Annotated in this window: 14 protein-coding genes; 8 read left to right on the top strand and 6 right to left on the bottom strand. The window is 72.6% G+C overall.

All coding sequences use genetic code 11. The features are described 5' to 3' along the window. Positions 1-5 precede the first annotated feature (5 nt). On the top strand, positions 6-2615 hold the full coding sequence (fxsT, locus tag ACEZDE_RS01455; protein WP_380530796.1) for an FxSxx-COOH system tetratricopeptide repeat protein: 2610 nt from the start codon (positions 6-8) through the stop codon (positions 2613-2615). Then, a complete protein-coding gene (gene fxsT, locus ACEZDE_RS01450) occupies positions 2579-4003 on the top strand; it encodes an FxSxx-COOH system tetratricopeptide repeat protein (protein WP_380530794.1) in 1425 nt (474 codons plus the stop codon). Before fxsT (ACEZDE_RS01455) ends, fxsT (ACEZDE_RS01450) begins: the two co-directional genes overlap by 37 nt. Here fxsT (ACEZDE_RS01450) and ACEZDE_RS01445 read toward each other — a convergent pair. Together ACEZDE_RS01445 and ACEZDE_RS01440 are read right to left on the bottom strand one after the other, a co-directional pair. After that, positions 3972-4865, bottom strand: a complete 894-nt coding sequence (locus ACEZDE_RS01445; RefSeq protein WP_380530791.1) for an alpha/beta fold hydrolase — start codon at positions 4863-4865, stop codon at positions 3972-3974. The genes fxsT (ACEZDE_RS01450) and ACEZDE_RS01445 overlap by 32 nt on opposite strands. A gap of 533 nt (positions 4866-5398) precedes the next feature. After that, positions 5399-6340 carry an alpha/beta fold hydrolase gene (locus tag ACEZDE_RS01440; protein WP_380530788.1) on the bottom strand — a complete coding sequence of 314 codons (942 nt, stop codon included), beginning with the start codon at positions 6338-6340 and terminating at the stop codon, positions 5399-5401. Between the two features lie 791 nt (positions 6341-7131). Here ACEZDE_RS01440 and ACEZDE_RS01435 point away from each other — a divergent pair. From ACEZDE_RS01435 to fxsT (ACEZDE_RS01420), 4 genes are all read left to right on the top strand, one after another. Next, positions 7132-9534: an FxsB family cyclophane-forming radical SAM/SPASM peptide maturase gene (locus ACEZDE_RS01435; protein WP_380530785.1), complete on the top strand. Its 2403-nt coding sequence runs from the start codon at positions 7132-7134 to the stop codon at positions 9532-9534. 7 nt (positions 9535-9541) lie between these two features. Beyond that, complete coding sequence (locus ACEZDE_RS01430) at positions 9542-10354, top strand: aminoglycoside N(3)-acetyltransferase (RefSeq protein WP_380530782.1); 813 nt, start codon at positions 9542-9544, stop codon at positions 10352-10354. Positions 10355-10418: 64 nt separating this feature from the next. Then, positions 10419-11813 carry a TIR-like protein FxsC gene (locus tag ACEZDE_RS01425; RefSeq protein ID WP_380530779.1) on the top strand — a complete coding sequence of 465 codons (1395 nt, stop codon included), beginning with the start codon at positions 10419-10421 and terminating at the stop codon, positions 11811-11813. Further along, positions 11810-15745 (top strand): FxSxx-COOH system tetratricopeptide repeat protein, encoded by a 3936-nt coding sequence (fxsT, locus tag ACEZDE_RS01420; RefSeq protein ID WP_380530777.1) that lies wholly within the window; start codon positions 11810-11812, stop codon positions 15743-15745. Before ACEZDE_RS01425 ends, fxsT (ACEZDE_RS01420) begins: the two co-directional genes overlap by 4 nt. Positions 15746-15752: 7 nt before the next feature. Here fxsT (ACEZDE_RS01420) and ACEZDE_RS01415 read toward each other — a convergent pair whose 3' ends face one another. The 3 genes from ACEZDE_RS01415 to ACEZDE_RS01405 form a co-directional block, all read right to left on the bottom strand. Beyond that, on the bottom strand, positions 15753-16622 hold the full coding sequence (locus tag ACEZDE_RS01415; RefSeq protein ID WP_380530773.1) for an alpha/beta fold hydrolase: 870 nt from the start codon (positions 16620-16622) through the stop codon (positions 15753-15755). A 21-nt stretch (positions 16623-16643) separates the two neighbouring features. Next, positions 16644-17576 (bottom strand): DUF4231 domain-containing protein, encoded by a 933-nt coding sequence (locus ACEZDE_RS01410; protein ID WP_380530770.1) that lies wholly within the window; start codon positions 17574-17576, stop codon positions 16644-16646. A 77-nt stretch (positions 17577-17653) separates the two neighbouring features. After that, positions 17654-18571, bottom strand: a complete 918-nt coding sequence (locus tag ACEZDE_RS01405; RefSeq protein WP_380530767.1) for a DUF4231 domain-containing protein — start codon at positions 18569-18571, stop codon at positions 17654-17656. 536 nt (positions 18572-19107) lie between these two features. Here ACEZDE_RS01405 and ACEZDE_RS01400 point away from each other — a divergent pair. Further along, positions 19108-20460 (top strand): PAS domain-containing protein, encoded by a 1353-nt coding sequence (locus ACEZDE_RS01400; protein ID WP_380530764.1) that lies wholly within the window; start codon positions 19108-19110, stop codon positions 20458-20460. On the opposite strand, the gene ACEZDE_RS01395 is transcribed toward ACEZDE_RS01400, so the two are convergent. Beyond that, the gene (locus ACEZDE_RS01395; protein WP_380530761.1) at positions 20448-21197 is read right to left on the bottom strand and encodes an SIS domain-containing protein; all 750 of its coding nucleotides are present in this window, start codon (positions 21195-21197) and stop codon (positions 20448-20450) included. The two genes, ACEZDE_RS01400 and ACEZDE_RS01395, sit on opposite strands and share 13 nt — an antisense overlap. 172 nt (positions 21198-21369) lie before the next feature. On the opposite strand from ACEZDE_RS01395, the gene ACEZDE_RS01390 reads away from it, so the two are divergent. Continuing rightward, a complete protein-coding gene (locus ACEZDE_RS01390) occupies positions 21370-22062 on the top strand; it encodes a metal-dependent transcriptional regulator (RefSeq protein WP_380530758.1) in 693 nt (230 codons plus the stop codon). Positions 22063-22166 lie beyond the last annotated feature (104 nt).

Below are 22166 nucleotides of genomic sequence, written 5' to 3'. Positions count from 1 at the left end.
CCGCGATGAACGACACCGCGCAGGAGCCGGACGCCCCCCGCGACGGGAGGGTGGTCACCTTCTACTCCTACAAGGGCGGCACCGGGCGCACCATGACGCTCGCCAACACGGCCTGGATCCTGGCCGCCAACGGCAAGCGGGTGCTCGCCGTGGACTGGGACCTGGAGGCGCCGGGGCTGCACCGCTTCTTCCACCCGTTCATCGAGCGGGACGCGCTGGCCACCAGCGGCGGCGTGGTCGACATGGTCAACAACTACCTGGAGCGGGCCTACGACATGCCCGCGGCCGAGCAGGCGGTGGAGAGCGGCCACGCCGCGGTGGCGACCCACGCCATCGGCCTGAGCTGGGACTTCCCCGGCGGCGGCGGTATCGACTTCGTCTCCGCCGGACGGCAGAACGAGGACTACTCGACCATCCTCAACGGCCTCAACTGGGACCAGTTCTACCAGGACTACGAGGGCGGGACGTTCCTGGACGCGCTGGGCGAGCAGATGCGCCGCGACTACGACTACACCCTGATCGACAGCCGCACCGGCCTCAGCGACTCGTCCAAGATCTGCACCCAGCACCTGCCGGACGACCTGGTGGTCTGCTTCACCCTCAGCGACCAGAGCATCGACGGCGCGGCCGGGGTGGCCCGGCACGTCGACCTCCGCTTCAACGACGGCAACATCAGGATCCTGCCGGTGCCGATGCGGGTCGACGAGGGCGAGAAGGAACGGGCCGACCGCGGCCGGGCGGTGGCCCGGCAGCGGTTCCGCGGCCTGCCCAGGGAGGTGCGCACGGTCAGCTCGGCCGAGTACTGGGGCGCGGTGGAGATCCCCTACCGGCCCTTCTACGCCTACGAGGAGGTGCTGGCCACCTTCGGCGACGTGCCCGGGGTGCCCAGTTCGGTGCTGGGTGCCTGCGAGCGCCTGGTCGGCGAGCTGACCCGGGGGGAGGTCACCGCCCTGCCGCCGATGCCGGAGGAGCTGCGGCTCGGCACGCTGGCCCGGTTCACCCGCAAGCCGGTCGCCGGGCACACCGAGTTCCGGCTCAGGCACGCGATCGAGGACCAGATGTGGGCCGACTGGGTGTCGTTCGTGCTGGAGCGGGCCGGCTACCCGGTGACCGCGGCCAGGCTCGACGACGAGTCCGCGCCCGCGCCGGTCCCGGCCGCGCAGGTGAACGGCGAGCAGCCGCGGGAGCTGGTCTCGATGCCGCTGCTGACCCGTCACTTCGCCCGCACCCCGCGGGCGGAGGAGTTCTGGGGCCCGCTGACACCGGGCGAGCCCGCGGTGCCGGGGCAGCGCACGGTCGGGCTGCGGCTGGGCGCGGTCCAGCCGGGCGCGCCGGCCGGGCACAGCGCCCCGCTGGACCTGTCGTCGCCCTCGCTGAACGGCCCCCGCTCGGCGGAGCTGCTGCTGCGCCACGTCGGCGCGGACGAGGAGTCGGTGCGGCTGGCGGCGGAGGCGCTCGGCGAGCCCCAGGCGCCGCGCTACCCGGGGCTGCGCGCGCTGGTCGTCAACCTGCAGAGCCGCAACTCCGACTTCACCGGCCGCGCCGCGGAGCTGGGACGGCTCCGGGACCGGCTCACCGGCCGCGGCCCGGACGCCGAGGGCCGCGCGCAGGCGCTGTTCGGACTCGGCGGCGTGGGGAAGTCCCAACTGGCTCTGGAGTACGCCTACCGCTACCTGCCGGACTACGACGTGGTCTGGTGGATCGCCGCCGAGCGCCCGGCCTCGATCACCACGGACCTGGCGGAGCTGGCCCAGGCGCTGGACCTGCGCGGCAGCCAGAGCGACCCGGACGCGGCGGCCGCGGCGCGCAACGCGCTCAGCCAGGGGACCCCGTTCGCCCGCTGGCTGCTGGTCTTCGACAACGCCGAGGACCCGGACAGCCTGCGGGAGTTCCTGCCCGGCGGCGACGGCCACGTGATCATCACCTCGCGCAACCAGGTCTGGAACCGGGACGCGACCGAGCTCGAAGTGGACGTGTTCACCCCGGACGAGAGCGTCGCCCACCTGCGCCGCCGGGTCCCCGGCCTGGACCCGGCCCAGGCCCGGCGGCTGGCCGAGGCGCTCGGCGACCTGCCGCTCGCGGTCGAGCACGCTGCCGCGTACCTGCTGGCCACCGGCATGTCCGCGGACACCTATCTGGACCTGCTGGACACCTATCCGTCCGACATGTTCGGCGCGGCGCCGGGCGCGGACTACCCGCTGCCCATCGTGACCACCTTCGCCGCCTCGCTGGAGAAGCTGGCGGCCGAGTGGCCCTCCGCCAAGCGGCTGCTGCAGATGTCGGTGTTCCTCGGCCCGGACGCGTTCTCGCAGGCCCTGGTCTACAAGAGCCCGGCGATGGTCGGGGCGCTGTCCGCGGCCGACCCCAGGCTGCGGTCGAACCCGGTGCAGGCGCTGGGACGGGTGGTGCAGGCGATCCGCCGGCTGTCCCTGGGCCGGGTCGACGGCCGGAAGAACACCATCCAGGTGCACCGGCTGCTGCAGTCGCTGCTGCTGCTGCAGATGACCGAGGCGGAGCGGGAGCAGATCCGCGACGAGGTACGGCAGGTCCTGGTCGCCAGCGCCCGCTGGGCGGCGAGGTGGAGGAGGAGGAGAACCAGCCGGCCTTCGAGCTGATCCGGCCGCACCTGGCCGCCTGCTCGGCCGAGTCCTCGGCGGATCCCGCGGTCCGGCAGCTGATGATCGACCTGGTCCGACTGCACTGGCGCAGCGGCGACTTCGCGCTCGCCCGAGCCGAGGCGGACCGGATCGACGCGCTGTGGACCGGCATGCTCGGCCCCGAGGACGAGCAGACCCTGGCGCTGCGCTGCATGCTCGCCAACATCCTGCGCGACCTCGGCGAGTACCGGCGGTCGCTGGAGCTGAGCCGGCGCACCTGGGAGAGCCAGTGCGCGCTGTTCGGCGAGGAGGACCAGACCACCCTGGCGACCGCGCGCGGTATGGCGGCCGGCATGCGCGCGCTGGGGATGTACCGGGAGGCGCTGGAACGGGATCTGCGCACCCACGCCAGCCTGCTCCCGCAGGTCGGCGAGGAGGCCCCGGACGTCCTGACGGTCAGTCACAACATCGCCATCGACTACCGGCTGCTGGGCGAGGCCAGGCAGGCGCAGGAGTACAGCGAGCGCACCGAGCGGATCCGCCGCGTGCTGAAGGGTCCGGCGAACGACCGCACCCTCACCACCCAGCTGTACCTGGCCCGTGACAAGCGGGACCGGGGCGAGCTGCGGGAGGCCTCGGCGGACCTGGCGCGGATCTACGAGACCTACCGGGCGTCCCGCGGCGACGACTTTCCGGAGACGCTCCGGGCGGCCAGGAGCCTGGCCGTCTCGCTCCGGGTCCTCGGCGAGTACGAGCGGGCCGCACGGCTGACCAGGGACACCTACCGGCGCTACGTCGAGCGCTACGGCGAGAACCACCCCGACACCTGGAGCTGCGGGCTCAACCTGGCCGCGGACGACTGGTGCGGGGGGCGGTACGAGCAGGCGCTGCTGCAGGCCGAGGAGATCTGGGGCCAGTTCATCCGGGTCCTCGGCGAGGACCACCCCAACGCCCTGGCCTGCAGCGACAACGTGTCGGTCTACCTGCGTTCGCCGGACGCCTCGGGGTCGGCCCTGGAGCGGTCGGCGGCGCTGGGCGAGGAGGCGACCCGGGGGCTGACCGCACAACTCGGCGAGGACCACCCGTTCACCCTCTGCGCGGAGGTGAACTGGGCCAACGCCCGTGCGGAGCTGGGCGATCCGGTGTCAGCGGAGCAGAGCGAGCGGTCCTGCCTGGACCGGCTGGCGGCCAAGCTGGGGACGGAGCACCCGGACACGCTGGCCTGCCGGTCCAATCTGGCGGTGACCCTGCGCGGGCTCGGGCAGACCGAGGAGGCGCAGCGGCTGCACGACGACGCGGTCCGCGGCTTCGGCCGCGACCGCAACTTCGGCGAGGCCCATCCGGACGCGGTCAGGGCCGAGCGCTGGGAGCGGATCAGCCATGTGCTGGAGCTGCACTCCTGGTGACCTCGCGGGGCTGCTTGAGCCAGGGGAGCAGCCCGGGGAGCGCCGACACCGCGGCGAAGTGCGCCTTCCCCTCCACGAGTTCCAGCCGGGATTCCGGGATCCGCCGGTGCAGCCACTGGGAGTGCTGCACCGGCGAGAAGGAGTCCTCCTTGCCGTGCCAGAGCAGCACCGGGACCCGGATGTCCTCGACCCGGAAGCCCCAGTCGCCGATGAAGGCCATCGCGTCGTCGATCCAGCCGTCGCCCGAATCGCGCAGCGCCTCTTGGTAGTTGACCTTCAGCATGCGGCGGATTCCGGCGTCGGACATCTCCTGCAGGTCGGAGGCCTTCACCTCGGCCAGCAGCTGGGCGAGCATGGCGGCCGGGTTCGCCCTGATGGTGGAGGAGCGCTCGGTCAGACCCGGGGCGATCTGGCCGATGCCCTGCTCGGCCCGCAGGTAGACCTCGACGTTGCCCGGGGTCATCCCCTCGTACCAGCTCGTCCCCATGCCGCCGACGGCCGGCTTGGGGGCCAGGCTGACCATGGCGGCGGCCCTGGTCACTCGCTCGGGCAGCAGTGCGGCGCAGGCCAGCGCGTGCGGTCCGCCGCCGGAGCGGCCGAGCACGGCGAACTCGTCGATCTCCAGCTCGTCGGCGATGGCCCGCACGTCGGCGGCGGCGTCGCCGATGCTGCGGCCCTCGTGGCGGGCCGACTCGCCGTAGCCGGGGCGGTCGTAGGCGATCAGCCGGATGCCCAACTGGTAGAGCACGCTGGGGCGCGGCGCCACGCCGAGGCGGCTGCCCGGGGTGCCGTGCAGCAGGAACACCGGCGTGCCGGTGCGCTTGCCCCACTCGCTCACGGTCAGCTTGCGTCCGGCGTTCATGACCAGATGGTTCACAGGGGGGCTCCCGGACGCCGGACCCAGCCGACGGGCCGGGGCCTTCTGTCCGGAGTGGCGGGGCCGGCCCGCCGCGGGTAACTCCGGGGCCGTGCCGTGCGTGCGCAGGGCGGTGTCCCCGCCCGGCGCCTCGGCCGTTGCCAGCTTCTCCGACATCAGCCGCGGACCCCCCGACCGGCCTTGCGTCGAGTGTGCGTAGGGCGTATGAGAGGACCCATGCTGGCGGAACCCGCCGCTGCCGACCCACCGGACACGAGAACGCCCCTCCGCAATTCACGCAAACAGGTCATCGAAGGCACGCCAGTACGAATATCCGGTACGGTATGGCGTGTCCGAGCCCCCGGGCCGCGCAAGCGTGTGCCGGGCGCGCGACGTGAGCGTGATGATACGTGAGATGCCTTGCCGCGCAAGGGGTCTGAGGCATATTCATCCCCTTGCCGCCGCTTCCGAGGGTCCCTCCAATGTAGGACCGCGGAGGCCGTGCGGGAACAGCCGTACTCGGCCCTTCGGTGGTGCTTTCAGCCAACCCGGCCCGGCCCCTTGAGCCAGGTGAGGATGTCCGGCAGGGCCGGCACCGCGTCCAGGTGGGCCTTCCCCGGGACCACCCGCAGCTGCGAGCCGGGGATCCGCCGGTGCAGCCAGCGGGAGTGCCCCACCGGCACGAAGGCGTCCTCGTCGCCGTGCCAGAGCAGGACGTCGGCCCGGATGCGGTCGAGCGGGAAGCCCCAGTCCCGGGTGAAGGCCAGCGCGTCGTCGATCCAGCCGTCGGCGGAGTTCCGCACCGCCTCCCGGTAGTTGTCCCGGAGCAGCCGGCGGATCCCGGAGTCGGAGATCACCTTCTGGTCGGCGGCCTGGGCCCCCTTCAGCAGCTGGGAGATCATCAGCGAGGGGTCCTCCCGGAGCGAGCGGGAACGGGCGTCCAACTCCGGGGCGAGCACCGCGATGCCGCCGGCCGCGCGGGTGTAGGCCTCGACATTGCCCTCGGTCATGCCGTCGTACCAGGCGGAGCCCATCCCGTCGGGGCCGGCCAGCGGCGCCAGGCTGACCATGGCGGCGGCCCGGGTGACCAGGTCGGGCAGCAGCGCGGCGCAGGCCAGCGCGTGCGGTCCGCCGCCGGAGCGGCCGACCACGGCGAACCGGTCGATGCCCAGCTGCTCGGCGACCGCGCGCAGGTCCGCGGCGGCCGAGGCGACGGTGCGGCCCCGGTCGCGGTCCGAGCGGCCGTAGCCGGGGCGGTCGTAGGCGATCAGCCGCACGCCCAGCCGGAACAGCACGCTGGAGCGGGGGGCCACGCCGAGCCGGCTGCCGGGGGTGCCGTGCAGCACGAAGACCGGGACCCCGGTGCGTTTCCCCCACTCGGAAACCATCAAAAGGCGGCCGTCCGCCGCCTTGGCCGCAAGGGTCGTGTGCTCCACCCGCTCCACCCGGGCGCGCGGAACCTGGCCTGGTTCAGGACTCACGAAATCCGCCCCTCGTTCGGTTCCTTATCCGAGGTGATTGTAGGTCCGGTCTTCGGGGTTTGTTTCCCGGTTATCGGCCCGGAGGTAAACCGCTGGATTCCCGGCTCGGATTTCGCCCCGGGCCCCGCGGGCCGGGCCCGCCGGGGCCTGGCGGCGGCTCAGGCCGTGAGCCCGGAACCGGAGTTGGGACCGGCCCGGTCGTCCGAGGGACGGATGGGGCTGGAGATGTTATTGAATCGTTACTGATCCACTGTTTGGCCGCAGGCCGCCTTCACTCTGCCGAGTGAATTCTAGGGGCCGGGCAAAAGGCCAGGTCCGAGGGTTGCCGGAGAAGCGGAGGCCAGACGTCCCTTGGAGGCGGACTCGTGCACGCCTGTAGGGCGGGATGGCTCAATCCAACTACGCTGGTCCGGGGGGCGAGTAACGTGCCCTTCGAGCTATGTGGTTGTATGCGCGCGCGAAAAAACCCGTTCCGGAGGGATCTCTGGGGCTAGTTGATCATGGAATCGCCGGAGCCGATATATCGCCGCACATTGCAGCTGCTCACCCCTTCAATCCCTTCCCTCTGATTGGCTCCGGTTATGAACACTGCTGTGGCTGTCAAGTCCGCGGGGGTCCCTGCGGCCCCCGCTCGACCGACGCGTACTCCGCTGGCCCGTATGACGGCGGGTGGTGGTGCCGCACCCAGTTCCAGGCTCCAGCGCATCCTGCCCGTGAACGGGGCGGATCGCGTCGAGGTGGCCGCTTTCAGTTCATCCATCTGATCGCCGAGGGCTCCCTGCCGCTACGTCATGGACACTACGTTGGTGCCTTTCAGTCAGTTCGTTCTCAAGATGCACAGCCGTTGCGATCTCGCCTGCGACCACTGCTACATCTACGAACACGCTGACACGAGTTGGATGGGCCGCCCCAAGGCCGCTTCCGACGAGGTCCTCACGCGCACGGCGGAACGTATCGCCGAGCACGCGAAGGCCCATGGGCTCAGCGCCGTGCACGTGGTGTTCCACGGTGGGGAGCCTCTGCTTGCCGGCCGGCCGCGGCTCCGCCGCGCGGCCGAGGAGCTGACCGCGGCGCTGGCCGGGGTGTGCGCGCTCGATCTTCGCATCCACACCAACGGGGTGCTGCTCGACGAGCGGTTCTGCGACCTCTTCGCTGAATTCGACGTCAAGGTGGGTATTTCCCTCGACGGCGACAAGGCAGCCAATGACCTGCACCGGCGCTATGCCGACGGACGCAGCAGCCATGCGAAAGTCATCCAAGCGATCGAGCTGCTGAACCAGCCCCGTTTCCGTCATCTCTACGCCGGAATTCTGTGCACGATCGACATTCGCAACGACCCGATCGCGGTGTACGAGGCGCTGGTCGAGCTCGAACCGCCGCGTATCGATTTCCTGTTACCGCACGCCACCTGGGACGAGCCGCCGCTGCGACCGGACGGGTCGCCCACGCCGTACGCCGACTGGCTCGGCGCGATCTTCGAGCGCTGGGAGCGGCAGGGCCGCCCGGTGCCGGTGCGGATCTTCGACTCGGTGCTGCGCACGCTGCGCGGGCAGAGCAGCCTGACCGAGTCGCTGGGCCTGGACCCGGCCGACCTGGTGGTGATCGACACCGACGGCACCCTGGAGCAGGCGGACTCGCTGAAGACCGCCTTCGACGGCGCCGCCGCCACCGGGTTCGACGTCTTCTCGCACGACCTGGACACCGCGGCCCGGCACCCGGGCATGATCGACCGTCAGCTCGGCCTGGAGTCGCTCAGCGCCCAGTGCCGCGCCTGCCCGGTGGTGCGTTCCTGCGGCGGCGGCCTCTACGCCCACCGCTACCGCACCGGCCACGGCTTCGACAATCCCTCGGTCTTCTGCGCCGACCTGCTGAAACTCATCACCGACATCGAGGAGCAAACCGTGTCGGCACCGGATGCCCAGGCACCGGACCGCACGCCGGGCCCGGACCAGGAGCAGCTGCGGGAGCTGGCGGCCGGCTACGGCGGCGCCGGGGCGGTGCGCGCCCTCGCCGACAGCCAGTTCGAGGTCAGCCGGGAGATCGTCGCGCGGGTGTTCAGCCAGACCGGCCGGAGCCCGGAGGCGCGGGCCGCCTGGGAGTTGATGACCGAGCTGGACACCGCGGCTCCGCAGGCGCTCGACCAGGTGATGGCGCACCCGTACACCCGCTCCTGGGCCTACCGGTGCCTCCAGGGCGACGGCGGCGCCGACGCCGGGGGCCTGGCCGAGATCGCCGCCGCGGCCGCGGTGCGGGCCGGCTACGACCGCGCGGTGCGGGTCCCGGTGCGGGGCGGCCTGCTGCGGCTGCCCACCCTCGGCGCGCTGCGGCTGGACGGGGTGTCCGAGGCGCTGGTCACCGCGCGCCCGGACGGCTTCCAGGTGCGCTCCGGCGGAGAGCCGCTGCGGATCTCCACGGACGGCGACGGCTGGGACGACGACCGGGACCCGCGCTGGCAGCCGCTGCGGCGCTGCGAACTGCCGGGCTGGACCGTGGCGTTGGAGGACACCGATCCGCAGCGCGACGCCCATCTGCACCCGGTGGCCGGACGGCTGTCCCGGGGCGAGGCCGAGGCCTGGCGGTCCGCGCTCGCCGAGGCCTGGCAGCTGATCCGGCGGACCCTGCCCGGGTACGCCGACGGCGTCGCGGCCGGGCTCTCCACCATCACCCCGCTGGCGCCGGGCCCCGAGGGCAGCGATGTCAGCGCGGCGGCCAGGCAGGCCTTCGGCACGGTCGGTATCGCCCGCCCGGCCGGTCCCGACACCCTGGCGCTGCTGATCGTCCATGAGTTCCAGCACGTCAAGCTGGGCGCGGTGCTCGACCTGGCGGACCTGTTCGACCCCACCGACACCGCGCCGCGGTTCTCGCCGCCCTGGCGCCCCGACCCGCGTCCGCTGGAGGGCCTGTTCCAGGGCACCTACGCCCATGTCGCGGTGGCGGAGTACTGGCGCTCCCGGCGGCTCGACCTGATCGGGCAGGGCGCGGACGACGCCGCGGTCGCGCACGCCTCGGCCGCGTTCGACACCTGGCGGCGGCACACCGCCCAGGCGGTCGAGGACCTGGCCGGATCCGGCTCGCTCACCGAACTCGGCGAGCGCTTCACTGCCGGAATGCGGGCCACCGTGGCACCCTGGCTGGACGAGCCGTGCTCGACCCGGCCGTCCGGCCGGGGGCCGGCCCTGGTCCCGGGGAGCTGAATCCAGCGTGCGCGGTGAGGACGAACTGGTCGACGACCTGGTCGGCGCCGGGGTGCCGCGCGGCGGCGTGCTGCTGGTCCAGTCCTCGCTGCGCAGCGTAGGACCGGTGGCCGGGGGGGCGGACACGGTGGTGCGGGCGCTGCGGCGGGCGCTGGGCCCCGGTGGCACGCTGGTCGTCTACACCGCGACCCCGGAGAACTCGCGTTCCTCACGGCTCTACCGGGAGGCCACGGCCGGGATGGGCGCGCCGGAGCGGGAGCGCCACCGGGCCGCGATGCCCGCCTTCGACCCGGCGACCACCCCCTGCTCGCCGTCGGTCGGGCGGCTGGCGGAGGCGGTCAGGACCACACCGGGGGCGTTGCGCAGCGCGCATCCGCAGACCTCATTCGCGGCGGTCGGCCCGGACGCCCGCTGGATCGTGGAGGACCACCGGCTCGACTGCCACCTGGGCGAGGACTCCCCGCTCGGCCGGCTCTACAAGCTGAACGCCTCGGCGCTGCTGGTCGGCATCCCGGACTGGCTGCTCACCCCCTACCACCTGGCCGACTGCCGGGTGCCCGACCCGCCCCGGCGGCCGTACACCTGCCTGGTGCGCGGCGCGGACGGCGAGCGCCGCTGGATCGACTTCGAAGGAGTGGACCTCGACGACCGGCACTTCCCGGTACTCGGCGCCGCGGTGCGTGAACGGGTGCCGTTCGGGGAAGGCAGGCTGGGAGACGCCGACTGCCTGCTGGTGCCGATCGTCCCGGCCGTCGACGCCGCGACCGACTGGCTGACGGGCCGCCGACTGTCTGATGAGTACTCATCACACGTACTCTGACCAAAGCTTGACGGTCCGTGAGAGTCTTTGTTCTTCGGAGCAGGCCTGTGTTCGGGGGTAGCGCTTGAGTGTCCGCGAAGGATGGGGTGAGGACGCGCCTCGCCCCTACTTCTTTCTGAGTTACGCGCACACCCCGGCGAACAGCCAGGTGGACGGCGATCCCAGCCACTGGGTCCACCAGCTCTACAAGGACCTCTGCGCGGCCGTCATGGAGCTGACGGACCTGCCCGAGGGCGAGCCGCCGGGCTTCATGGACCGCGGCATGCACCTCGGCGAGGGCTGGGCCGACCGGATAGCCGAGGCGCTGGCGCACTGCCGGGTCTTCGTCCCGCTGTACTCGCCGCGCTACTTCCGCAGTGTCGCCTGCGGCCAGGAGTGGGACGCCTTCGCCTCCCGCCCGGTGTACCGGATACCCCGGAACAGCGGCCACGCCAGCGGGATCGTGCCGGCGCTGTGGGTGACCCTCCCGCAGAGCTCGCTGCCCCCGGTCGCCAGCAGACTGCAGTTCAACCACAGCGACTTCGGCCAGGACTACGTCCGCGAGGGCCTCTACGCCCTGCTGAAGCTGAACTACTTCCGGGACGCCTACGACCTGGCGGTGCACCGGCTGGCCCAGCGGATCGTGCAGGTGGCGGAGCAGACGATGATCCCGGTGGGCCGCCGGGAGGACTTCCTGACCCGGCCGGGCGCCTTCGACGACCCGGCGCCGTCCCGGCAGTTACGGATAGCGGTGCTCGCCTGCGAGTCGGAGAACCTGCCGCCGGGGCGCTCCGCGGACTCCTACGGGCAGAGCGGGCTCGACTGGCAGCCCTACCGCCCCGACTCCAGCCGCCCGCTGGTGCAGCACGCCGACCGGGTGGCCCGGCAGTTGGGCTTCCACCCCAGCATCCACGAGTTCGAGGACGAGGTCGCGTCGGTGCTGAGCGCCGAGGAGCCGACCGCCCCCGGGCTGCTGCTGCTCGACCGCTGGGCCCTGCTCGACCCGGCCAGGCGGGAGCTGGTCAAGGCCTTCGACCAGCGCAACCCGGCCTGGATCAGCCTGTTGGAACCGTGGAACGCGGACGACCCGGAGTGCCAGCGGGCCAACGGGGAACTGCTGAGCGCGGCCGAGGAGGCGCTGCGGCACCGGCGCCGGGACACCCGGCCGAGCCTGCGCGGCGGCTTCGACGGACTGCCGACCCTGGACTCCTTCGAGGCCGAACTCCCGCGCGCGGCACAGCGGGCGATCTACGGGTTCAACGACCGGGGCAAGCAGGCCGGCGGCAAGGGCCCGGCGGCCCCGTCCCGCGGCCATGCGGGCCACTCGTCGGGCCGGCCGAGTCTGCGTACCGCCCCCGGGCACTCCCCACCCTTCCCGGGCGAACCGACCGGCACCGAGGACGACCCGGGTACGGACGACCCGGGCAGCACGGATCCTGACATCAGCCAAGCGGACCCGGCGGAGGAAACGGACTCATGAGCGAGTACCAGGTGGAGGACAGGAACGGCCGCATCATCACCTTCTACTCCTACAAGGGCGGTACCGGCCGCACGATGGCGCTGGCCAACACCGCCTGGATCCTGGCCGCCAACGGCAACCGGGTGCTGACCGTGGACTGGGACCTGGAGGCTCCGGGACTGGCCCACTTCTTCCGGCCGTTCCTGGACCAGGAGGCGATGGGGGCCACCACCGGGGTGATCGACCTGATCATGGACTACCGGGAGGAGGCGCTCCGCGACGTACCCCGGGAGAGCGGCTGGCACCAGGACTTCGCCCGGGTCCGGCGGCACGCCCTCTCGGTCAACTGGCCGCTGTTCCCCGAGGGCGGGAGCCTGGACTTCCTCTCCGCCGGACTGGTCAGGAGCGACTACGCGATCACCGTCGCCGGCATCAACTGGGACCACTTCTATGAGGAGTTGAACGGCAGTCAGTTCTTCGCGGCGATGCGCGAGGACATGCGCAGCCACTACGACTACATCCTCATCGACAGCCGGACCGGCCTCTCCGACATAGCCGACATCTGCACCGTGGAGATGCCCGACGACCTGGTGGTCTGCTTCACCCTCAGCGACCAGAGCATCGAGGGCGCCTCCTCCATCGCCCGGACCGTCACCGAGCGCTACCACTCCCGCGGCATCCGGATCCTGCCGGTCCCGATGCGGGTCGACGACTTCGAGAAGGTGAAGGCGGACGCGGGCCGGGCGCTGGCCCGGCAGCGCTTCGGCGGCCTGCCCGAGGGGATGAACGAGACCCGGCTGGCCCGGTACTGGGGCGCGGTGGAGATCCCCTACCGCCCCTTCTACGCCTACGAGGAGATCCTGGCGACCTTCGGCGACCAGCCGGGCTCGCCCAACTCGCTGCTGTCCGCCTGCGAGCGGCTCACCGCGGAGCTGACGAACGGCCAGGTGACCAGCCTGCCGGTGATGCCGGAGGACGTGCGGCTGCGCTACGCCGACTCCTTCACCCGGCGCAGGCCCGCGATCCGCGAGGACATCTTCCTGTCGTACGCGCCCGAGGACCGGATGTGGGCGGACTGGATCGCGGCGCTGCTGACCGGGGCGGGGCTGCGGGTGCTGCCGCACGAGGTCGGCGCCGAGCCCAGGGCCGAGGCCGAGCAGGGCATGGACGCGGCGGCCCGCACCCTGGTGGTGCTGTCCCCCTCGTACGTCCGCTCCCCGCAGGCCGCTGCGGTCTGGGGGTCGGTGACCGACGCGGACCCGTCCGGCGACCGGCGTGAGCTGATACCCGTGCGGGTCGGCGAGGTGCGCTTGTCGGCCCCGTTCAACAACCGCAACGCGGTGGACCTGGTCCGGCTGGACGAGGCGCAGGCGGCGACCTCGCTGCTGCGCGCGCTGCGCCGGGACGGGCAGGAGTTCACCCAGACGCTCTCCCCGGACGGGCCGCGCTTCCCCGGCACCCGCCCGGACATCTGGAACGTCCGGCTCCGCAACCCCGCCTTCACCGGCCGGTCGGTGATCCTGGAGAACCTGCGCGACCAGCTCCGCGGCGGCAGCCCGGCCGTGGTGCTGCCCACCCCCACCACGCTCTACGGCCTCGGCGGCGTCGGCAAGACCCAGGTCGCGCTGGAGTACGCGCACCGCTTCATGGCCGACTACGACCTGGTCTGGTGGGTCGAGTCCGAGCAGTCCGACCAGGTGATGCTGTCGCTGGCCGAGCTGGCCGCGAAACTGCAGCTCCGGGTCGGCGACAACGTCGCCGAGGCGGCCGAGGCGGCCAGGGAGGCGCTGCGCCAGGGCACCAGGACCGACCGCTGGCTGCTGATCTTCGACAACGCCGACAAGCCGTCCGAGATCGCCAGGTTCCTGCCCGGCGGCCCCGGGCACGTGCTGATCACCTCCCGCAACCCGGCCTGGACCGCCCAGGCCAAGCCGCTGCCGGTGGACGTCTTCACCCGCAACGAGAGCATCGAGCACCTGCGCCGCCGCAGCACCGGCCTCAGCCGGGCCGACGCCGACCAGGTCGCCGAGGCGGTCGGCGACCTGCCGCTGGCGGTGGAGATCGCCGCCGCCTGGCTGGAGACCACCGGGACCCCGGTCAGCGCCTACATCGCCGAACTGCAGCGGGAGGCGGTCAAGGCGCTGACCACCACCCAGATCGAGACCCAGGACTACCCGCAGCGGTTCAGCGCCACCTGGAACGTCTCGATAGCGAGGCTCCGCGAGCAGTCCCCGGCGGCCAACCGGCTGCTCCAGCTGTGCGCCTACTTCTCGGCCGACCCGGTGGCGCTCAGCCTGATCTACAACGAGCAGATGGCGAAGTTCCTGGTCGCCTACGACTCCGACCTGACCGAGGAGGTCATGCTCGGCAAGGTGGTCCGCGCGGTCACCCGGTACGGGCTGGCGAAGGTTGACACCAACAGCCAGACCTTCCAGGTGCACCGGATGGTGCAGGCGGTGATCCGGTCCGAACTCGACCACGAGCGGCAGGAGGTGACCAAGCACGAGGTGCACCAGATCCTGTCTGCCGCCCGGCCGAAGAACCGCGAGGTCGACGACTGGGCCAGCTGGCCGGACTTCGAACTGATCTGGCCGCACCTGACCCCCTCCGAGGCGCACCTGTGCGACGAGCCCGAGGGCCGCCAGCTGCTGGTGGACCGGGTGCGCTACCTGTGGGTCCGCGGCGAGCTGGAGGCCGCCGAGGAGCTCGGCCACCGGCTGAACGAGGCCTGGACCGAGAAGATGGGCTCCGACGACCGGCAGACCCTGGTGCTGCGGTTCCAGCTGGCCAACGTGCTGCGCAGCCAGGGCCGGTTCGAGGAGGCGCTGGAGCTGGACCAGGACACCTGGGACCGGCAGCAGGCGGTGCTCGGCCGGGACCACCTGCACTCGCTGATGACGGTCGGCAGCCTGGGCGGCGACCTGCGCACCCTGGGCCGCTTCGCCGAGGCGCTGGTCCGGGACCAGGAGACCTACGCCAAACTCCGCGAGATATTCGGGGAGGAGCACATCCGCACCCTCAAGGCCGCCCACAACCTGGCCCTGGACTACCGCTTCACCGGCGACTACGCCGCCGCCCGCGCCCTGAACGAGGACACCTACTCCAAGCGGGTCGCGGTGCTCGGCCCGCAGCACCAGGACAGCCTGACCAGCATGGCCACCCTGGCCGAGGACCTGCGGGCGCTGGGCGACTACCAGGGCTCGGTGCAACTGCTGGAGCAGTTCCAGGAGGCCTACGCGGCGGTGCCGGTGACCGACCTGCCGACGCTGCGCTACGCCAAGAGCTACGCGGTCGCGCTGCGCCGGATCGGCCGGCAGGCCGAGGCCCGGCAGCTCACCAAGGACACCTACGACCGCTACCTGGACCGCTACGGCGCCTCCTCGCCGGACACCCTGGCCTGCGCGCTCAACCTGGCCGCCGACTACTCGGCGGTCGGCGACAAGGAGGCGGCCCGGGACTTCGCCGAGTCGGTGCACCAGGGCTACCGCGAGTCGCTCGGCGCGGAGCACCCGTTCACCCTGGCCTGTGCCAACAACGTCGGGATCTACCTCAGGGACAGCGGCCAGGTCGCCGAGGCGACCGCGTTGGGCGAGTCCACCCTGGCGTCGATGCGGCGGGTGATCGGCCAGGAGCACCCGTTCACCCTGTCGGTCATGGTCAACCTCGCCAACTGCTACGGCGACAGCGCGGACTACGTCCGGGCCGAGCAGCTGGGCCGGCAGGCGCTGGCCGGGCTGACCGAGCGCTACGGGTCGCTGCACCCGGACGTGGTGGTCTGCGAGGGCAACCTGGCGGTGACCCTGCGCGACTCGGGCCGCAAGCAGGAGGCGACGGAGCTGCGCGGCCGGGTCATCGCCGAGCTGATCCGGCAGCTCGGCGAGGAGCACCCGGCCACCCGCAGCGTCCGCAGCTGGCGCAGGAACGGCCGGGACCTGGAGCTGCAGCCGGTCTGACGAACCGTCAGCGGGCCGCCCACGGGAGGATCTGCGGCAGCCGCCGGAGCACCCCGAAGTGGGCGGCGCCCCGCTCGATCCGCAGGATCGAGCGGGGGATCCGCTCGGCCAGCCAGCGGGCGTGCTCGGCCGGGCAGAACACGTCGTCCTCGCCGTGCCAGATCAGCACCGGGCCGGGGATGTCGGCCGGGTCGAAGCCCCAGTGCTGGTTGAACGCCACCACGTCGTCGATCCAGCCGCCGGCGTCGGGGCTGCGCATCGCCTCGCGGAAGTTGTTCTGCAGCATCACCCGCACGCCCTGGTCGGCGACCATCCGCCGGTCGGAGTCCGGCATCTCCTCCTTGAGCGCGGCCACCAGCCGGTAGGGGTCGCTCCTGATGTCCCGGGAGCGGGCCCGCAGCGACGGGGCCAGGGTCAGGCTGCCGTCCAGGGCGCTGGAGTGGTCCCGGACGTTCGCCGGCGCCATCCCCGCGTACCAGTCCAGCCCGGCCGCATCCCGCGGGGCCAGGCTGACCAGGACCGCGGTGCGGGTCACCCGGTCCGGCAGCAGGGCGGCGCAGGCCATCGCGTGCGGGGCCCCGCCGGAGCGGCCGACCACGGCGAACTCCTTCAGGCCGAGGGCGTCGGCGACCGCGGCGACGTCGGCCGCGCCGTCCGCGACCCGGCGGCCCGGTAAGCGGTCGGAGTCGCCGTAGCCGGGGCGGTCGAAGGTGATCAGGCGGATGCCCATCCAGGTCAGCAGCGCGCCGCGGGGGGCCTGGCCCAGCCTGCTGCCGGGGGTGCCGTGCAGCAGGAAGACCGGCTTGCCGCGCGCGCTGCCCGACGTCTCCACGGCGAGTGTCCTGCGGTCCGGCAGTTCGACGGTCGTTCCCGGCAATGTCGCTCCTCTGGGGTGGTCTCAGGTGCGGTGCTGGCTGCGGGCCCGCCAGATGATGTGCTCGCGGGAGATGGTGTCCTCGGCCTCGCCCGCCAGCCGGGACCAGGCCTCCTCGGCGTCCTTGGCGCCGAGGTCGATCCGGGCCAGCAGGGCGGAGATGCGGTCCAGCTCGCGGGCGGCCAGCCGGTAGGCGGCGGCGAGCGGGCGGAACTGCTTGAGCTGGGCCCAGGCGGTCACCGTGGCCGCGCCGGTGGAGAACAGGCCGAGCACGTGCGCCGACGGGTAGCTGGTCGCCTCCGCGACCGCGACCGCGATGCCGGTCACGAACATCAGCACCGTCCACAGGGCCCACACCTGGGACTTGTGGTCGCACTCGTCGGCCCGGGAGAGGTACCAGGTCCGCTGGGCGTAGACCCGTTCGGTCAGGTAGAGCTGGCGGCGCTGCTGCAGCGGCTTCCGCCGCTCGTCCCGCATCCGCTGGGTGATCTGCGGCCCGTCGGGTCCGGTGGCCGTCCCGATGCTCGTCCCGATCCCGGGGTAGGACCGCGGGACGTCCCGCAGCGCCTCCAGGAAGCGCCGGTCGGCCAGCGGCGACTGGGCCGGACCGTCGAAGGGCCGGGCCTGGACCAGGTACTTCCAGGTGAGCGTCTTCAACGACTCGGCTGCGGAACGGCCCTGGTACCACAGCTCCTGCGGGGAGAGCCGGTGCAGCGCCAGCGCGAAGCCGCCGGCCCCGGCGAAGGAGGCGACCGAGAGCAGCGGGACGATGTTCACCCCGTCCACCCGGTGCGCCGGGAACACCCCGAACAGGGCGGCGAGCAGGGTCAGCCCCAACTGCCAGCGGTACCAGTACAGGGCGGAGTCCTGGCCCCTCAGTGCGGCCTGGTCGGCGGCCCAGAACGGGTCGGGCAGCAGTTCCGCCTCCCGGCGGCGCGGCGGTTCCTGGTACGGCATCGGCGTCCCCCTGGCGTCCGTCCCAGTCTGCCGAGTCGGATCGTCCCCGTACAGAACGTGTCAGGACGTGTGACGCATCAGACCCGCCGGTCGCGGCGGGCCCGCCAGATGGTGTGCTCCCGGGAGACCGCGTCCTCGGCGTCGCTGGAGAGTCGGGACCAACGCTCCTCGGCCATCGGGACGTTGATGTTGAAGTGGGTCAACTCGGCCTCGATCATTCCGAGTTCGGCGGCGGCGAGACGGTAGGCCGAGGCCAGCGGGCGGAACTGCTTCAGCTGGGTCCAGGCGGTCACCGCGGCGGCGATGGTGGTGCACACGCCGAGCAGGTGCAGGTTCGCCAGCCCCAGGAACTGGATCACGGCGAAGGCCACGGCGACGATGATGGTGGCGCTGGAGATCAACTGCCAGGTGGTGGTGGCGCTCTCGCAGCGGTCGGCCCGGGACTGGTACCAGGTCCGCTGCGGCCGGATCCGCTCCTGCAGGTAGACGTCGCGGCGCATGGCCAGCGGGAGCTGCCGCTGCCGCCGCATCGCGTCGGTGATCATCGGCTGGGCGTCGACCGGTATCACCGTGCTCTCGCCGAAGGCCAGGAACACCTCGTTCATCTGCTTGAGGAAGGCCTCGTCGGCCTCGCCCGAGTCGGCGTCCCCGGCGAACGGCCAGGCCCGGACCACGTACTTCCAGACCAGGGTCTTCATCGACTCGGCCGCGGCGCGGCCCTCGTACCAGAGCGTCTGCGGCTTGTCCCGGCCCAGCCGCCACCAGAAGTAGCCGGCCCCCGCGAACAGCAGCGCGGAGACGCCCTGCAGCCAGTTGAGGTGGTCCTTGCTGACGTTGCCTATCCCGGCCAGCGCGGCGAGGACCAGCATCAGCATCTGGCCCCGGTACCAGGTGATCGAGCGCGACTGGCCGCGCAGCGAGGCCAGGTCCACCGCCCAGAAGGGCTCCGGGAGCAGTTCCCGCTCGCGCTGGCTCGACGGGTCCTTCTGGATCATCGACATCCCCCTCGTGTCGCCGTGCTGCCCCTGGACGGAGGACGGCCGGACTGCGCCAAGTCTGACGCTGCCCAGCGGCTCTGCACAGCACACGTATGCGCCGAACTTTCCTGAGGGCGGGCCTGGAGCGGGGAGGAGGGAAAGGGAACGGCCCCTGGGCCTGCTCCCGTCCCGAAGGGGGGACGGGCGCCGGAGGACGGCCGGCGGGCCCAGGGGCCGGGTGACTGCTCTGGATTGCCCCGCCGCCCTTACGCGCACAGCGGGTAAGGGCTGCTAGGAAGCAGCCACCTCACGAGTCCCGGAAGTACTCATACTTTCGGATCACCTCCTTTCAGTGTGCGGCCACTGTAGGCACCCCCGCGGAGGTACGGCAACGGCTTTTCCCGGCCGCCGTCGATAGCGCGAATCCTCCCGGTCGGGGGACTTTTGGCGGAAACTGGTGTATCCGCCGGGACGGGCGAGTTGAATGGGGACGACCCGGTTGGGGAGGTGCCCCGGAATTGGACGCCCAAGGACCCGCGCTGCGGGGAGCGACTGTGCAGGCCGACGCCGACGCGCGGCTGCTGGCCGCCCTGCTGGACGGCATGGAGGTCGGCCTTGCCGCGATGGACCGCGACGGCGTCCTCACCCACTGGAACCGCGAGGCCGCCCGGATGCTCGGCTGGACCGTCGAGGAGGCGGTCGGCCGCCCCGGTCTTGAGGGCTGGGCGCTGCGCCCGGCGGACGCCGAGGCGGTCCGCGCACAGCTGCTCGGCGCCGGCGCCGGGGCGCCGCCCCGGGTGCACGAGTTCGCGCTGCTGACCAGGGACGGCCGCCGGGTGCTGGTCCGGGCCCAGGCGCACCGGGTGGCCGCCCCCGACGGCCGCGGGCTCGGGCTCTACTTCGCCTTCTCCGAGGCCGGCGCGCAGGTCGAGCTGGAGCGCTCGCTGGCGCTGGCCGAGGCGATGATGGACGAGGCCCCGACCGGCGTGGTGCTGGTGGACGCCGACCTGCGCCCGGCCGCCGTCGGCGACGCCGCCGCCCGCTGGCTGGACTGCGAGCGCAACGCCCTGCTCGGCCATCCGCTGGGGGAGGTGCTCGGCGACGGCGTCCAGGAGCTGGAGGCCGCGCTGCAGCACGTGCTGGCCACCGGGAAGCCGCTCAGCGGGGTCAAGCTGTGGGCCGCGCTGCGCGCCGACCCGGGCCGCCGCCGCTGCTGGCGCAGCGAGTTCGTCCGGCTCGGCTCGCCGCTCGGCGAGGAGCCGGTGCCGCTCGGCGTGGCCTGGTTCTTCGAGGACGTCACCCTGCACGAGCAGTCCGAGCAGGAGGGCACGGTGCTGCGGTTCCGGGCCACCCAGCTGCGCCGGGCCGGGCAGGCCGCGGCCGAGTGCGAGGACCCGATGGAGGGCGCGGTCGGCTACCTGGACTTCGTGCTGGCCGGCTTCGCCGACTACGCGCTGCTGGACGTGGTCGAGGACCGCGGCGGCAGCGGGCTGGTGCGGGCGGCGGTGTCCCCGGTCGGCGCGGTCGGCCAGGAGGCCGCGCTGGAGCCCTCCGGCATCCCGGCCCGCTACGGCGAGGTCCACCCCGCGGTCCGCGCCCTGGAGCGGGCCGGGACGGTCGCGGTCTCCGACGCGCCCCCGGCCGCCCCCGCGGGCGCCGCCGCCGCGTCCGAGCCGCGGCAGCGCCCGGACTGGGCGCTGCTGCGGCACTGGCCCAGCGGCACCGTGCACGGGCTCTGCACGGCGCTGCGCAGCCGCGGCCGGACGGTCGGGGTGCTGACCTTCCTGCGCGGCGCGACCCGGCCGCGGTTCGACCGGGCCGACATCGCCTACGCCGAGGACATCGCGGCCCGGGTCGCCGCGGCCGTCGACCTGGCCGGCCGCGCCGACCGCGGTCAGAAGGTGTAGAAGACCCGGTCCCGGTGCTCGGCCATCAGCTTGGCGTTCCAGTCCATCCCGCCGTCCACGTTGCCGGAGCGGAACAGCGCGGGCGGCGGCCCCTCCGCGGCCAGCAGCCCGACCGCGGTGGCGACCACGGCCTGCATCAGCGCGATGGTGGTGATGCTGGAGACCGGCCCGAAGGTGGTGTCCGCGCCCTCGGCGGTCAGCTCGCCGTCGCCGACCGCGATCTTGTTGTCCAGCACCACGTCGCACTGGTCCTTGAGGTAGGTGCCGGACGGGTGCCGCGAGGACACCGCCGCCGGGTAGGCCAGCGAGGTGACCCCGACCACGGTCATCCCGCGCTCGCGGGCGTGCATCGCCAGCTCCACCGGCATCACCTGCCGACCGGACAGCGAGATCACGAACAGCAGGTCGCCGCGCCGGGCCGGGCTGGCGTCCAGGGTGGCCGTGGCCAGCCCGGACACCCGCTCCAGCGAGCTGCCCAGGTGCGCCGGGACGACGTCGACCCCGGTCACCCCCGGCACCGCGAGCAGGTTCATCAGCACCAGGCCGCCGGCCCGGTAGACCACGTCCTGCGCGGCCAGTGAGGAGTGCCCGGCGCCGAAGGCGAAGATCCGGCCGCCCGACCGCACCGTCCCGGCCAGGGCCTCGCCCGCGCGGCCGATGTTCCCGGCCTCCTCCGTGCGGACCCGCTGGAGCAGGGAGACCGCGGCGTCGAAGTACTGCCCGGCAAGATCGCTCATCAGGAATGCGCTCGCTTTCGCTGGGATGGGGGCTCCGTCCGGAGGCACGCTGCTGCCTTGACCGGGGCCCTGTCAACAGGGTCCCGGGCACGGGACGGGGGGTTTGTCGGCGCTATGCGTCAGAATTGGTGCAGCGACCACGACAGCCCACGAGGAACGGAGCCCGCGGCCGATGTCAGGGCACCTGATCGACACCACTGAGATGTACCTGCGCACCATCTTCGAACTGGAGGAGGAGGGCGTCGTCCCGATGCGCGCCCGGATCGCGGAGCGCCTGGAGCAGAGCGGGCCCACGGTCAGCCAGACCGTCGCCCGCATGGAGCGGGACGGCCTGCTTGAGGTCGCCGACGACCGCCATCTGGAGCTGACCGACGGCGGGCGCAAGCTCGCGACCCGGGTGATGCGCAAGCACCGCATCGCCGAATGCCTGCTGGTCGACGTCATCGGCCTGGAATGGGAGCAGGTGCACGCCGAGGCCTGCCGCTGGGAGCACGTGATGAGCGAGGCGGTGGAGCGCCGGGTGCTGGAACTGCTGCGGCACCCCACCCAGTCGCCGTACGGCAACCCGATCCCGGGCCTGGAGGAGCTGGGCGAGCTGCCGTCCGACGACGGCGCGGGGGAGACCCTGGTCACCCTGGACCTGCTGGCCCCGGGCACCGAGGGCAAGAGCGTGGTGATCCGCCGGATCGGCGAGCCGATCCAGACCGACGCCCAGCTGATGTACACGCTGCGCCGGGCCGGTGTGCAGCCGGGCGCGGTGGTCAGCGTGACCGAGGCGCCCGGCGGGGTCCTGGTCAGCAGCGGCGGCGAGGCCGCCGAGCTGGACAAGGAGATCGCCGCGCACGTCTTCGTCGCCCGCGCCTGATCCGGCGCGGCAGACAGCGGAAGGACCCGGCTCTTTCCCCGAGCGCCGGGTCCGTCCGCTTCCCCCTGTGTCCCCACCCGCTGGGTCCCCGCCCTGTGGTCCCC

The organism is Streptacidiphilus cavernicola (assembly GCF_042510955.1).
GTDB classification, from domain to species: Bacteria; Actinomycetota; Actinomycetes; order Streptomycetales; family Streptomycetaceae; genus Streptacidiphilus; species Streptacidiphilus cavernicola.
The sequence above is the reverse complement of the archived record's forward strand: the minus strand, read 5'-3'. Positions and strand labels throughout refer to the sequence as shown.